General features: G+C 65.4%; 15 protein-coding genes. 8 read left to right on the plus strand and 7 right to left on the minus strand.

What is annotated here, in order from left to right; genetic code table 11:
- Window positions 1–43 precede the first annotated feature (43 nt).
- From M2331_RS10750 to M2331_RS10760, 3 genes are read right to left on the minus strand one after another with little or no spacing between them, the layout of a single operon-like run.
- On the minus strand, window positions 44–379 hold the full coding sequence (locus M2331_RS10750) for a 2Fe-2S iron-sulfur cluster-binding protein (RefSeq protein ID WP_181560271.1): 336 nt from the start codon (window positions 377–379) through the stop codon (window positions 44–46).
- On the minus strand, window positions 376–1,482 hold the full coding sequence (locus M2331_RS10755; protein ID WP_181560272.1) for a cysteine desulfurase family protein: 1,107 nt from the start codon (window positions 1,480–1,482) through the stop codon (window positions 376–378). The genes M2331_RS10750 and M2331_RS10755 overlap by 4 nt, the downstream gene beginning before the upstream one ends.
- Window positions 1,479–2,531 carry a cysteine desulfurase family protein gene (locus M2331_RS10760; protein ID WP_181560273.1) on the minus strand — a complete coding sequence of 351 codons (1,053 nt, stop codon included), beginning with the start codon at window positions 2,529–2,531 and terminating at the stop codon, window positions 1,479–1,481. Before M2331_RS10760 ends, M2331_RS10755 begins: the two co-directional genes overlap by 4 nt.
- Before the next feature lie 99 nt (window positions 2,532–2,630).
- Here M2331_RS10760 and M2331_RS10765 point away from each other — a divergent pair, with 99 nt between their 5' ends.
- The 3 genes from M2331_RS10765 (at window position 2,631) to M2331_RS10775 (ending at window position 4,493) form a co-directional block, all read left to right on the plus strand.
- Window positions 2,631–3,422, plus strand: a complete 792-nt coding sequence (locus tag M2331_RS10765) for a TSUP family transporter (RefSeq protein WP_181560274.1) — start codon at window positions 2,631–2,633, stop codon at window positions 3,420–3,422.
- A 115-nt stretch (window positions 3,423–3,537) separates the two neighbouring features.
- Window positions 3,538–4,194 (plus strand): alpha/beta hydrolase, encoded by a 657-nt coding sequence (locus M2331_RS10770; protein ID WP_181560275.1) that lies wholly within the window; start codon window positions 3,538–3,540, stop codon window positions 4,192–4,194.
- Complete coding sequence (locus M2331_RS10775) at window positions 4,194–4,493, plus strand: putative quinol monooxygenase (RefSeq protein ID WP_181560276.1); 300 nt, start codon at window positions 4,194–4,196, stop codon at window positions 4,491–4,493. The genes M2331_RS10770 and M2331_RS10775 overlap by 1 nt, the downstream gene beginning before the upstream one ends.
- 15 nt (window positions 4,494–4,508) lie before the next feature.
- Here the strand turns inward: M2331_RS10775 and M2331_RS10780 are convergent, their stop codons facing one another.
- Together M2331_RS10780 and M2331_RS10785 are read right to left on the minus strand one after the other, a co-directional pair.
- Complete coding sequence (locus tag M2331_RS10780; protein ID WP_181560277.1) at window positions 4,509–5,390, minus strand: DMT family transporter; 882 nt, start codon at window positions 5,388–5,390, stop codon at window positions 4,509–4,511.
- 112 nt (window positions 5,391–5,502) lie between these two features.
- Window positions 5,503–7,290 carry an ABC-F family ATP-binding cassette domain-containing protein gene (locus M2331_RS10785; protein WP_181560278.1) on the minus strand — a complete coding sequence of 596 codons (1,788 nt, stop codon included), beginning with the start codon at window positions 7,288–7,290 and terminating at the stop codon, window positions 5,503–5,505.
- A 139-nt stretch (window positions 7,291–7,429) separates the two neighbouring features.
- Here M2331_RS10785 and M2331_RS10790 point away from each other — a divergent pair, with 139 nt between their 5' ends.
- The 4 genes from M2331_RS10790 (at window position 7,430) to M2331_RS10805 (ending at window position 10,632) form a co-directional block, all read left to right on the plus strand.
- The gene (locus tag M2331_RS10790) at window positions 7,430–8,164 is read left to right on the plus strand and encodes an SIMPL domain-containing protein (protein WP_181560279.1); all 735 of its coding nucleotides are present in this window, start codon (window positions 7,430–7,432) and stop codon (window positions 8,162–8,164) included.
- A gap of 58 nt (window positions 8,165–8,222) precedes the next feature.
- Complete coding sequence (locus tag M2331_RS10795) at window positions 8,223–8,540, plus strand: hypothetical protein (protein ID WP_181560280.1); 318 nt, start codon at window positions 8,223–8,225, stop codon at window positions 8,538–8,540.
- A 48-nt stretch (window positions 8,541–8,588) separates the two neighbouring features.
- Entirely contained in the window at window positions 8,589–9,254 is a 666-nt protein-coding gene (locus M2331_RS10800) for a response regulator transcription factor (RefSeq protein WP_181560281.1), read from the plus strand.
- 73 nt (window positions 9,255–9,327) lie between these two features.
- Complete coding sequence (locus M2331_RS10805; RefSeq protein ID WP_181561478.1) at window positions 9,328–10,632, plus strand: sensor histidine kinase; 1,305 nt, start codon at window positions 9,328–9,330, stop codon at window positions 10,630–10,632.
- A 4-nt stretch (window positions 10,633–10,636) separates the two neighbouring features.
- Here the strand turns inward: M2331_RS10805 and M2331_RS10810 are convergent, their stop codons facing one another.
- The gene (locus M2331_RS10810) at window positions 10,637–11,041 is read right to left on the minus strand and encodes a MerR family transcriptional regulator (RefSeq protein ID WP_181560282.1); all 405 of its coding nucleotides are present in this window, start codon (window positions 11,039–11,041) and stop codon (window positions 10,637–10,639) included.
- 68 nt (window positions 11,042–11,109) lie between these two features.
- Here M2331_RS10810 and M2331_RS10815 point away from each other — a divergent pair, with 68 nt between their 5' ends.
- Window positions 11,110–11,889 carry a MauE/DoxX family redox-associated membrane protein gene (locus tag M2331_RS10815; protein WP_181560283.1) on the plus strand — a complete coding sequence of 260 codons (780 nt, stop codon included), beginning with the start codon at window positions 11,110–11,112 and terminating at the stop codon, window positions 11,887–11,889.
- Window positions 11,890–11,938: 49 nt separating this feature from the next.
- On the opposite strand, the gene purC is transcribed toward M2331_RS10815, so the two are convergent.
- A complete protein-coding gene (purC, locus tag M2331_RS10820; protein ID WP_181560284.1) occupies window positions 11,939–12,718 on the minus strand; it encodes a phosphoribosylaminoimidazolesuccinocarboxamide synthase in 780 nt (259 codons plus the stop codon).
- Window positions 12,719–12,804 lie beyond the last annotated feature (86 nt).

The raw sequence follows: 12,804 nt of genomic DNA on the forward strand, positions 1-12,804 counted from the left end.
CACCCCGACCCCTCCTCTAAAGAGGAGGGGCTTTTTTTTTGCCTCACGCCCCCTGCATGTTCCGACTCTCGGCGGGAATGTGCACGGTCAGCGTCTCCAGCGCGTCACTCAGCACGATTTGGCAGGAGAGCCGGCTGGTCCGGGTGGTGGAGGCCGCCAGATCGAGCATGTCTTCCTCATCCTCGCTGGCGCGGGGGAGCTTGCTGAAGTCCTCGGCGTCCACGATCACATGGCAGGTGGAGCAGGCCATCTGCCCTTCGCAAGTGCCCTCCAGCGGCTGGCCGGCGGCCTGTGCCACGTCGAGCAGGATGTCGCCCGCCCTGGCCTCCACTTCCTGCACTTGTTCGCCATTGGCGCTGATGAAGCGGACTAAGGTCATGCGGGCACTCCCTGTGCGTCGGCGGCCTGATTGAGCAAGCTCGCGGCTTCTTCCAGATCGGCCATGCGGGTGTAGCGCCCCATGCCGATCCGCACGGAGCTGCGCGCCTCGGCATCGCTGAGGCCCATGGCCTTGAGCACATGGCTCGGCCGGCCGGACCCGCTCGCGCAAGCAGACCCGAGCGAAACGGCGACCGTCCGCACGTCCGAGATCAGCCGCGCCGCGTCCAGCCCAGGCCGGCGGAGATTGAGATTGCCATGATAGCGCGCCTCCCCGGTGCCATTGAGGTGCCAATCCGCAAACAGCTCCAGCGCGCGCGTCCAGAGCGCTTCGACATGGGCGAGGTCGGCATAGCGGCGCTGCGCCGCCAGTTGCGCGGCCACACCGAAGCCCGCGCACAGCATGGGCGAGAGCGTCCCCGGCCTTACCCCCTGCTCCTGCCCGCCACCATGCATGAGCGGCGGCAGGTCGAGGCCTTCGCGCAGCCACAGCGCGCCCACGCCCTTCGGGCCGTGGATCTTGTGAGCGCTGATCGCGATCAGGTCCGCCTGAGGGGTCGCAAGTCGGCCAAAACCCTGCACGGCGTCGCACAATGTCGGCACGCCAGCCGCGCGCGCGATCACGAACAGCCGGTCGAGTGGCTGCACCACGCCGATCTCGTTGTTCACCTGCATTACCGCAAGCAAGGCGGCTCGCTCATCGATCGCCGCCTCGGCAATCTCCAGATCGACCAGCCCGTCGGCATTCACCGGCACGATCACCGGCTCGAAACCCTCGCGGCGCAAAGCCATCACCGTATCGAGCACGGCGGCATGTTCGGTCGCCACCGTCACCACCCGTCGCCGGCTGTGCGGAGCGGCCCGCGCGGCGCCGATAATGGCCATGTTCAGCGCCTCCGTCGCGCCGCTTGTGAAGATCAGGCGACCATCCGCGCGGCCCAGCGCATCGAGGATGCGACCCCGCGCCAGCTCGACATCCGCCGCCGCAATGCGACCGATGCGATGCGCGCTGTTCGGATTGCCATAATGATCCATCGCGGCCACCATGGCATCCGCAACCTCCGGCGCCAGCGGCGTGGTGGCCTGGTAATCGAGGTAGATCATCGTCTTGCGTTCCCGTGCGCGATGGCCTGCCACTCAGTGAGAAAATCGTCAATGTCGGCCGCGCACGTGTCGTGCCCCATAGTGACACGGATCACCTCGGCGGCCTCAGCCTGCGGCCAACCCATGGCCGCCAACACATGGCTGGTGCGCAAGCTGCCCGACGAGCAGGCACTGCCCGCCGACACCGCAATCCCGGCCATGTCGAAGCGGATGAGCTGCGCTTGCGCGGACACGCCGGGCATTCGGTAGCTGGCGATAGTCGGCAAGCGCGGGGAGGCGTCCGCCACGATCTCACCGCCGGCTGCGAGAATAGCCGCGTCCATCCGCTCGCGCCAACCGGCGACGTCAGCCAACCAGTCGCGCGGAGCTTCCAGCGCTGCCGCAAAGCCTAGCGCCAGCGGCATGGCCTCGGTGCCGGCGCGATAGCCTTGCTCCTGCCCGCCGCTTGGGCTGAGCAGCGTCAGATCGCGCACGAGAAGCGCACCAATGCCGATCGGTCCGCCCAGCTTGTGCGCGCTCAGGACGATCAGGTCCGCGCCTTGCGGCAGCGCCATCTTCCCGGCCGATTGGCTGCAATCGGCCAGCAGCAGGCCATTTTGCGCGTGGATGCGCTCGGCGAACGCCTCCAGCGGCTGGATCACGCCGGTCTCGCTATTGACCTGCTGGATCGCGATCAGCGTACCCGGCGCAATGGCATCGGGCAGGCACACGATCCCGTCATGATCGACCGGCAGCCGGCGATCCTCCGGGATATGACGTAGCACAGCATCATGTTCGCTCGCTCCTGCCAGCAAAGCAGACGCCCTTGCGCGCGTCAACGCGATGGCCAGCGCCTCGCTCGCGCCGGCGGTGAACAACACACGCCCATCCCAATCCAGCGCCCGCGCCACGCGGCGGCGGGCATCCTCCAGCATGGCGCGCGCCTGACGACCGGCGGCATGCGGCGATGAGGGATTGGCCCAGGCATCGAACCCGGCCAGCATCGCAGCGCGAGCCTGCGGCAGCAGCGGTGTGGTCGCGGCATGATCGAGATAGATGCGTCGGCTCATCGCCCCTTCCCTACAGGCCCGTCGCGCCGCAGCAAATGGATTTGCCCTCTGGTGCAATCAGCCATGTTGCGGCGCAACACAGACCTGATATGCAAAGACATGGATCCCGCCTTCAACATCATCCTCATCCTCATGGGCGTGGCGTTTCTCGCCGCGACCATCGACGCCATGGCGGGCGGCGGCGGCCTCGTCACCATTCCCGCGCTGCTGGCGGCGGGCATCCCACCCGTGGCCGCTCTGGCGACCAACAAGCTCCAGAGCAGCTTTGGCACCTGCGGAGCCGTCATCGCCTTCGCCCGGCGCGGACATATCGATTTCCGCCGGTTTGCCTTGCCCGCGCTGGCGTCATTTATCGGCTCTGCGGGCGGCGCGTTTCTGGTAACGCGGATTGATTCCGGCTTTCTCTCCGCGCTGCTGCCGATGCTGCTGATCGCGATGGTGCTCTATTTCCTGCTCTCGCCACGCATGAGCGATGAGGACAGGCACAGCCGCTTCGGCCCGCTCGCGCTTATCGTCACAGCGGCGATCATCGGCGGCTATGACGGCTTTTTCGGGCCCGGCACCGGCTCCTTCTTCACCACCGCGCTGGTCGGCCTGTTCGGCTTGGGCCTCATCCGCGCCGTGGCCCATACCAAACTGCTCAATTTCGCCAGCAATTTCTCCAGCGTGATCGTCTTCATCATCGGCGGGCATGTGCTCTGGATCACCGGCCTTGCCATGGCCGTCGGCAGCATCGCAGGCGGGCAATTCGGCGCCTATCTCGCGATCCGCTTCGGCGCCGGAATCGCGCGGCCTCTGCTGATCGTCATGTCCCTCGCGCTCACCACCAAGCTGCTGCTCGACCCAGCGAACCCCCTCACCGCCGCTGCTCTGGGCTGGTTCGGGGGCTGAAGCGGGCGCCCTCCACCAGAAACATTGCGAAAATCGCGCTTCCGCCTATATAAGCGCCCGTCCCGCGTCGTCGGCCAGTCTCGGTCGCCCGCTCCCATTTCAAGTCTCAGGTGCCATGCCCGACGTCATTTTTCCCGGTCCCGAAGGCCGTCTCGAAGGTCGTTTCAGCCCTCCGCCCCGCCCGCGTGCGCCCGTTGCGCTGATCCTGCACCCGCACCCGCAGGGCGGCGGCACGATGAACGATCGCATCACGCAGGCGCTCTACAAGACCTTCGTGAAGCGCGGTTTTGCGACGCTGCGGTTCAATTTCCGGGGTGTCGGTCGCTCGCAGGGCGTGTTCGACAATGGCATTGGCGAGCTCTCCGATGCCGCCGCCGCACTCGACTGGATCCAGAGCTTCCACCAGGAAGCGCAGACGACATGGATCGCCGGCTTCTCGTTTGGCGCGTGGATCTCCATGCAGTTGCTGATGCGCCGCCCAGAAGTGCGCGGCTTTATCTCGGTGGCCCCGCCGGCCAACATGTACGACTTCTCGTTCCTCGCGCCCTGCCCCGCCTCCGGCATCATCGTGCAGGGCGTGAACGATGAGGTCGTCTCGGCCGCCTCCGTGCAGAAGCTGGTCGACAAGCTGCGCACGCAGAAGGGCATCACCATCCATCATGACGAGATCCGCAACGCCAATCACTTCTTCGAGCATGAGCTCGACCAGCTGATGATGAGCGTCGACAATTATCTCGACATGCGCCTCGCCCCGGATTCGCCGATCCGCTGATGCTGATCCTTGCCGGGACCGTTCGCTTGCCGCCGGAGAACCTGCCGGCGGCACGTCCGGTCATTGCGCGGATGGTCGCAGCCAGCCGCGCGGAGCCGGGCTGTGTCGCCTACAGCTTCGCCGAGGATCTCGAGGAGCCCGGCCTGCTGCGCATCTTCGAGGTGTTTCGCGACCGCGAAGCCCAGCAAGCCCATGCCGCGAGCCAGCATATGAAGGACTGGCGCGCCACATGGGAAGACCTCGGCATCGGCGACAAGCAGATCACCCATTATGAGGTCTTGGCCACCGCGGAGAGCTGACCCCCGCCGGTTCGGTCACACCGTCGCGGGCGGAGTCCGGCGGCGGCGCTTCAGCACGATCAACATGCCGGCGCTGCCGATCGTGAGCATCCCGACAATCGCCACCGGATCGGGCACATGTCGGAACACGATCCAGCCCAGCACTGTCGCCCACAGCACCTGTAGATAGGTGATCGGCGCCAGGGTCGAAGCCGGGGCATGGCGAAAGGCCGCCGTGAACAGATAATGTCCCACCCCGCCCCACAAGCCCAGCGACGCCAGCAGCGCGCCTTCCAGCAGCGTCGGCATCCGCCCCGCCCAGTAGAAGGGCGCCACCGCGCCGAAAACGAGGCTGCCCACGGCGGCACTGTAGAAGAGCAGCGCGAAGGTTTTTTCGGTCGCCGCGAGCGTGCGGGACATCAGCTGATAGGTGCCATTGAGCATGGCGGCGCCCAAAGCGAGCATGACGCCCACGACATCCAGCCCGCCACCCGGCCGCGCGATCAGCACGACGCCGGCCAGCCCGAGCAACACAGCGCCCCAGCCCCGCAGCCCGACCTCTTCCCTGAGCAGCAGCCCGCCACCCAGCGCGACCAGCGTCGGCGCGAGAAACATGATCGCCGTCGCTTCGCCGACCGGCATGCGGGTGAGCGCGAGCGCCATCAGTACGGAGGCACAGGCGAGGCAGCAGCCACGCAGCCAAACGAGCACTGTTCGCGTCGTCCGCACCATCTCCCGCCCGCCGCGCGGCGCCATGACGACGAACATCAACAAGAGGTTGCCGATGAACCGCGCCGCCACGATCACCGGCGCCTCGAAATGCGCGGTGAGCACTTTCGTCGTCGTGTCCAGCGCCGCGAACAGCAGCAGAGCGGCGGCGCAGAGCAGAATTCCACGAATCGGTTGAGTGCTAGTCATCTGAATGCTCGTCGGCGACAACGCCCCCGCCGACCATGGCTGGGTGCGTCGAAAATCTTGATCTGCGCGATCCGGCTAAAGAGAGCGGGACGCCACGCGGCCCTTGCCGGGCTCAACCCTGCAGGGCCTCGACCTGCTCGGCCAATTCCAGCCAGCGCTCCTCGGCCGCATCCTTTTGCGCGCGCGCCTTTTCGATCGTCGCGCTCAACTCGGCGAAGCGCTTGGGGTTCTTGGTATAGAGATCGGGGTCGGCGAGCGCGGCTTCATCGCGGGCAATCGCCGCCTCGAGCGCCTCGATCTGACCCGGCAACAGATCATAATCCCGCTGGTCCTTGTAGCTGAGCTTCGCCGCCTTGGGGGGCGGAGGCGCAGCCGGCGTATCCGCCTTCGCAGCCGATCGCTTGCCCGCCGCATTGGGCTTTTGGCGCTTGGCTTCCCAGTCCGCATAGCCGCCGGCGATCACATCGATCCGGCCGGAGCCATCCAGTCCCAGAGTCACAGTCACCGTGCGGTCGAGAAAGTCGCGGTCGTGGCTGACGATCAGCACCGTGCCATCATAATCGGCGATCACTTCCTGCAGCAGGTCGAGCGTTTCCAGGTCGAGATCGTTAGTCGGCTCGTCCAGCACCAGCAGGTTGGATTCGCGCGCGAATTCGCGCGCCAGCAACAGGCGCGAGCGCTCGCCACCCGAGAGCGTGCCGATCTTCGCCTCGGCCAGCGACGGATCGAACAGAAAATCCTTGAGATAGCCGTGGACATGCTTGCGCACGCCGCGCACGTCGATCCAGTCGCCGCCCTCGGCCAGCACATCGCGCACCCTCTTGTCCGGCTGCATCAGCGAGCGTTGCTGGTCGATGACGATGCCGTCCAGCGTCTTGGCCAGCGTGATGGTGCCGCTATCCGGCTGCAGATCGCCGGTCAGCAGGCGCAGCAGCGTCGTCTTGCCGGCCCCGTTGCCGCCGACAATGCCAATACGGTCGCCGCGCTGGATGCGGATCGAGAAATCCTTGATGACCGCGCGGTCGCCAAACTGCTTGGTGACATGCTCGGCGGTGATCACGCTCTTGGTTTTGGTGTCGTTGGCGGTGACCTCCAGCTTGGCGCCGCCCTGCGGGCCGATCATCGCCGCGCGCTGGGCGCGCATCTCCCACAGCTTGGCCAGTCGGCCCTGATTGCGCTTGCGCCGCGCCGTGACGCCGCGCTCCAGCCAGTGCGCCTCGATCTTCAGCTTGGCGTCAAGCTTCTCGGCCGCGTGGGCCTCGTCTGCATAGGCCTTTTCCATCCAGGCCTCGAACCCGCCAAAGCCGATCTCCTGCCGCCGCAGGCTGCCCCGGTCGAGCCAGAGCGTCGACCGGGTGAGGCGCGTGAGGAACGTCCGGTCGTGGCTGATGACGATGAATGCGCCATTGAAGCGCGTCAGCCAATCCTCCAGCCAAGTGATCGCGGCGATGTCGAGATGGTTGGTCGGCTCGTCGAGCAACAGGATATCGGGCTCGCTCGCCAAGGCGCGGCAAATCGCTGCCCGCCGCCGCTCGCCCCCCGATGCGGTCGCCGCCGCGCGGGAGAGATCAATGCCGAGCTGGTCTGCAATCGCTTCCACCTCATGCGCCGCCGGCGCCTTGGCGCCAGACGTGGCGAAATCATGCAGCGTTGCGAAGGCGGAGACGTCCGGGTCCTGCTCCAGCATCACCACATGCCGCCCCGGCACGACCGAGCGCTTGCCTTCATCCGGTTCCACCGTGCCGGCGATCAGCTTGAGCAGCGTCGTCTTGCCGGCGCCGTTGCGGCCGATCAGCGCCAGGCGATCACGCTCGCCGACATGAATGTCCAGACCACGGAACAGCCAGCCGGCGCCCTGGATGAGACCGAGATTCTCGAAGGAAAGAAGTGGCGGGGCCATGGCAAGGCGCTAAAACAGATGCAGGCGGCGGGAGCAAGGGCTGAGGCGCCAGATGAACGGGAAGAAACTCGATGGGTCAGGATGCGTTCAGAAGCTTCAGCCCATTTCTATGGCTATCACACAAAAGGGAAAATGTTCCATGCGTCGTTTGCCAATTCTGCTCGCTGCAACTGCCGCTCTCATGATGCCGGCGATTGTCTCGGCCCAGCCGCAACCGCCGGCACCCCAGGCTGCCAAGGGCCCGCTGCTGAGCCTGAGCGTCAGTGAATCGGTGAACAGCGCGCCGGATATGGCGACCATCAACACCGGCGTGCAGACCCGCGCGATGTCAGCAAAGGATGCGATGGCGCAGAATGCCACCCAGATGGACAAGCTGATCGCTGCGCTTGTGAAGGCTGGCATCGCCCGCAAGGACATCCAGACCAGCGGCATCAACCTCAACCCGCAATATGATTATAGCGACCGCACAGATGGCAAAGGTCCGCGCTTCATCGGCTATGAAGCCAGCAACCAGCTCACCGTCGCAGTCCGCAAGCTGGATAGCGCAGGCGATCTGATCGACTCGCTGGTCGCCGCCGGGGCGACCAACATCAACGGCCCGAGCTTTGGCATTGCCGAGCCGGACAAGCTGCTCGATCAGGCCCGCACCAAGGCGCTGAAAACCGCTCAGGCCCGCGCAAACCTTTATGCGCAGGCGACCGGCTTCCGCACCGCCCGGCTGGTGAGCATCTCCGAAGGTGGCGGTTTCGCGCCGCAGCCGATGCCGATGATGGCTATGCGCGACTCTGCTGCAGCCGCGCCGCAGACCAAGATCGAGCCCGGTGAGATCGCCACCTCGATTTCCCTCAACGTCCAGTATATGCTGGAACCCTGAACGGGGGACAGATGGGACATTCAGCGCTTGTTCAATGCTTGATGGCTAACACGGCATCATGAAACATCTTTCATCCTCTCTTCTGCTCGGCGGGCTGATGGCACTGGCGGCCACCAGCCTCCCGGTTTCGGCGCAGAGCTTTGCGCGGGGCGATGACCAGCGGGCGGCGCGGCGCGCCATGCTCGACGGTGAGGTGATGCCGTTTTCGATCATCAAGCGTCGTGTCGAGCGCGAGATCAGCGACGCCCAATATGTCGGCGTCGCCCCATCCGTTCGCGAAGGCGTGTACCGGATGCAGTTCCTCCAGCAGGATGGCAAGGTCATCTGGGTTGATGTGGACGGCAAGACCGGCAATATCATCGGACGGACGCGCTGATCCGGCCGGATCGCCTGCGCACGCTCCCTCATTCGGAAAGGAAAAGCCATGCGTCTGCTGATCGTCGAAGATGAGCCGACCTTGGGCAAACAGCTCAAGTCCACGCTCGAAGGCGTCGGCTATGCCGTCGACCTGGCGACCGATGGCGAGGACGGCCATTTCCTCGGATCGACCGAGAGCTACGACGCGATCATCCTGGACCTGGGCCTGCCGGAAATCGACGGTCTGACCGTGCTCGACCGCTGGCGCAAGGAAGGCTCGGCGGTGCCCGTGCTTGTGCTGACAGCGCGGGATAGCTGGTCCGACAAGGTTGCCGGGCTCGATGCCGGTGCAGACGATTATCTCGCCAAGCCGTTCCAGAGCGAGGAACTGATCGCCCGCCTGCGCGCGCTCATTCGCCGCTCGTCCGGCAATGCCTCGTCCGAGCTCATCGCCGGCAGCGTGCGGCTGGATACCCGCTCGGGCAAGGTCACGCTGAACGGCGAGCCGGTGAAGCTGACCGCGCAGGAATATAAGCTGCTCTCCTATCTGATGCACCACAAGGGCAAGGTGGTGAGCCGCACCGAACTGATCGAGCATATCTACGATCAGGATTTCGACCGGGATTCCAACACCATCGAAGTGTTCGTCACGCGCATCCGCAAGAAGCTGGGTGCCGATGTGATCTCCACCATTCGCGGTCTGGGCTACAGCCTGGAGGACCCCGCTGGCTGAACCGGCGCCGCACGATGCGGAGACGGCGCCCCCGCCAGCCTCCAGCCGCAGTACCGGATCGCTCAGTCGCCGCATTCTCGGCATCTCGGCCATCTGGATCGGCCTGCTGTTGCTCGGCGGCGCGCTGGCGCTCGACCGGGTGCTGGTGAGCACCGTCACGCGCACCTTCGATGACGGTTTATCCTATGTTCTGACCGCCATGATCTCCTCGGCGGAGATCGGCCCGGAAGGCGAAGTGCTGTTCAATCGGCCGCTCGCCGACCAGCGGTTTCTGGAGCCGGCAAGCGGGCTCTATTACCAGATCAGCGGTCAGGGCCATGAAGACTGGCGCTCCCGCTCATTGTGGGATCGCGCGATCCGCGTCACGCCGGGCATGACCACCAATCCCGGCGAGGGGATGGACAGCAACCAGTTCCCCGATGAACCGCTGCGCCTGATGGCTCGCACGGTGATCCTGCCGGGCAGCAATACGCGGTGGATTTTCATCGTCGCGCAGGCCCGCGAGGGCCTGGACGCGCAGATCCACGCGCTGCGGGCCACGCTGTTCAACAGCTTCGTCATTCTGGGCGTCGGGCTGATCATATTGGCCGGCTTGCAGGTGTTCTTCGGCCTGCGGCCGCTGCGCCATATCCGCCGCGAAATCGCGCGCATGAGGGATGGCGAGAAAAGCCGCGTAACCGTGCCCCTGCCCCGGGAGGTCCAGCCGCTGGTCGAGGAATTGAACGCGCTGCTTGCTCATAACGAGCAGCAGGCGGAGGAGGCCCGCCGCCACGCCGGCAATCTCGCTCATGCGCTCAAGACGCCGCTGACGGTCGTGATGAACGCCGCGACGGCCCAGTCGCCCGACCTCGCCACCACGGTGGTGCGTGAAACCGGGACGATGCGCCGCCAGATCGACCACCATCTCGCCCGTGCCCGTGCCCTCGGCCGGCGCGGCGCGGCGCAGAGCCGCACATTGGTGTGGCCGAGCCTCGAAGCGGTGGAGCGCGCCGTGGAACGCCTCTACCCGGACGTCCGCATTGACCGCGACGGCGCGCAGACGGCCGTCGTCCGCGTTGAGCGGCAGGATCTAGACGAGCTGCTCGGCAACCTGGTCGAGAATGCCGCCAAATATGGCGGTGGCAGCGTGTTCGTCACCGTGGTGCAGAGCACGCCCTGGGTCGACATTCTCGTGGAGGACGACGGCATGGGCATTCCCGAGGCCGCGCGCGAACGCATCTTCGATCGCGGCGTGCGGCTGGATAGCGGCAAGCCCGGCACCGGCCTTGGCCTTGCCATCGTGCGCGATGTCGCGGAAATCTACGGCGGCTCGGTCACGTTGGACGAGAGCGAGGACCTCGGCGGCCTGATGGTACGCCTGCGCCTCCCCGCCGGATAAGGCCTCACACGCCGAAGGATTGCAGGATCGGGCACGGCCCTTCTTCGGAACGGGCACAGGTCCGCGCGAGTTGGCGCAGCGAGGCGCGGGCCGCTTCCAATTGCGCGATCTTTTCATCGAGCTGGACCAGCCGCTCTTCCGCCAAGGCGCGCGCGCGGGCACGATCCTGCCCCGCATCGAGCGACAAAAGCGTGCGGATTTTCTCAAGCGTAAAGCCTGCCTGCTGCGCCGCTCGAATGAAGCGCAGCCGCCGGACATCCTCCTCACCATAGCGCCTTATGCCCCCGGACAGGTCGTTGCCGGCCTGTTTCTCAGGCGTGGGGAGCAAGTCCTTGCGCTGATAGAAGCGGACCGTCTCGACCCCCACACCGCCGGCTTTCGCCAAACCCGAAATGCTCATCGCCGCCATGCTTGACTCCGTACCATGGTACAGACCCTATATGGGGTGCATGGACTTCTCAGCAAGGATGAGCGTCAATGCCTGAACCCCGCGCCACGAGCAGCCCTAAGGCCGTTCTCTACCGGATGGTGATGCCCGGCCACATCTGCCCCTATGGCCTCAAGGCGCTGCACCTGCTGCGCAGCAAAGGCTATGCGGTCGAGGATCGCTGGATCGAGACCCGCGCGCAGCAGGAAGCATTCAAGGCCGAGCACTATGTCACCACCACGCCGCAGGTGTTCATCGATGGTCAGCGGATCGGCGGCCATGATGACCTGCGCCGCTTCCTCGGTCTGACCGTCAAAGACCCGAACGCGACGAGTTACACGCCTGTTCTGGTCGTCTTCGCCGTCGCGGCGCTGATTGCGCTCGCCATCGATCTGTTGACGGCCGCGCCGCTGCTCAGCCTGCTCACCCTCGAGCGCTTCATCTCCGTGACGATGATCCTGCTGGCGATGCTCAAGCTGCAGGATGTGGATCGGTTCGCGACCATGTTCCTGGGCTATGATCTGTTGGCCCGCAAATGGGTGCCCTATGCCTCAATCTATCCGTTCGCCCAATTGGGCGCCGGCGTGCTGATGCTCGCGGGGGCCCTGCCCTGGCTCTCGGTACCAGTCGCCGCGTTCATCGGCGGCATCGGCGCGGTCTCGACCTATAAGGCCGTCTATGTGGAAAAACGCAGCCTCAAATGTGCCTGCGTCGGCGGCGGGACCAATGTGCCGCTCGGCTTCGTCTCGCTGACCGAAGACCTGTTCATGGTCGCCATGGCCCTGTGGATGGGCCTCAATGCCTGGGTGCTTCCCGGCGCGCCGATGTAAAGGCGCGGATGCCGGGCGCCGCTGATGAGCGCCCGGCCCGAAACGTCTCTTACTTGCCGCGCTTCTTGCGGTGGCTCTCCAGATCGAGAACGTCGTTCTCAAGGCCCTCGGGCAGCAGGCCCAGGCGGCGCGCGACTTCCTGATAGGCCTCGACCTCACCGCCCAGATCGCGGCGGAAGCGGTCCTTATCCAGCTTCTCGTTAGTGGCCATATCCCACAAGCGGCAGCCATCGGGGCTGATCTCGTCGGCCAGAATGATGCGCGAGAAATCGCCATCCCAGATGCGGCCGAATTCCAGCTTGAAGTCGACCAGGCGGATGCCGATGCCGGCGAACAAGCCGCTCATGAAGTCGTTTACGCGGATCGCCATGTCGGCGATGTCGTGCATCTCTTCCTGGCTCGCCCAGCCGAAGCAGGCGATATGCTCTTCGGTGATCAGCGGATCGCCGAGCGCATCATCCTTGTAATAATATTCGATGAGCGTGCGGGGGAGCTGCGTGCCCTCCTCGATGCCCAGCCGGGTGGAGAGCGAACCAGCGGCGACATTGCGCACCACGACCTCGATCGGCACGATCTCCACCTGACGAATGAGCTGCTCGCGCATGTTCAGCCGCTTGATGAAGTGGGTGGGCACGCCGATGTTCGCGAGCAGCGTGAAGACATGCTCGGAAATCCGATTGTTCAGCACGCCCTTGCCGGAGATCGTCCCCTTCTTCTGCGCGTTGAAGGCGGTCGCATCGTCCTTGAAATACTGGATCAGCGTGCCGGGCTCGGGACCTTCATAAAGGATCTTCGCCTTGCCCTCATAAATCTGGCGACGACGGGACATGTGCGGGTGCCTACTCATCAGTTGTAAAAATCAAGGCCCCGGCGGCGCGAATCAGCGAGGATCAGCGGACACCGGGGCTCTTCCCA

Origin of the sequence: Sphingobium sp. B10D7B, assembly GCF_025961955.1 — a bacterium.
Lineage (GTDB): Bacteria > Pseudomonadota > Alphaproteobacteria > Sphingomonadales > Sphingomonadaceae > Sphingobium.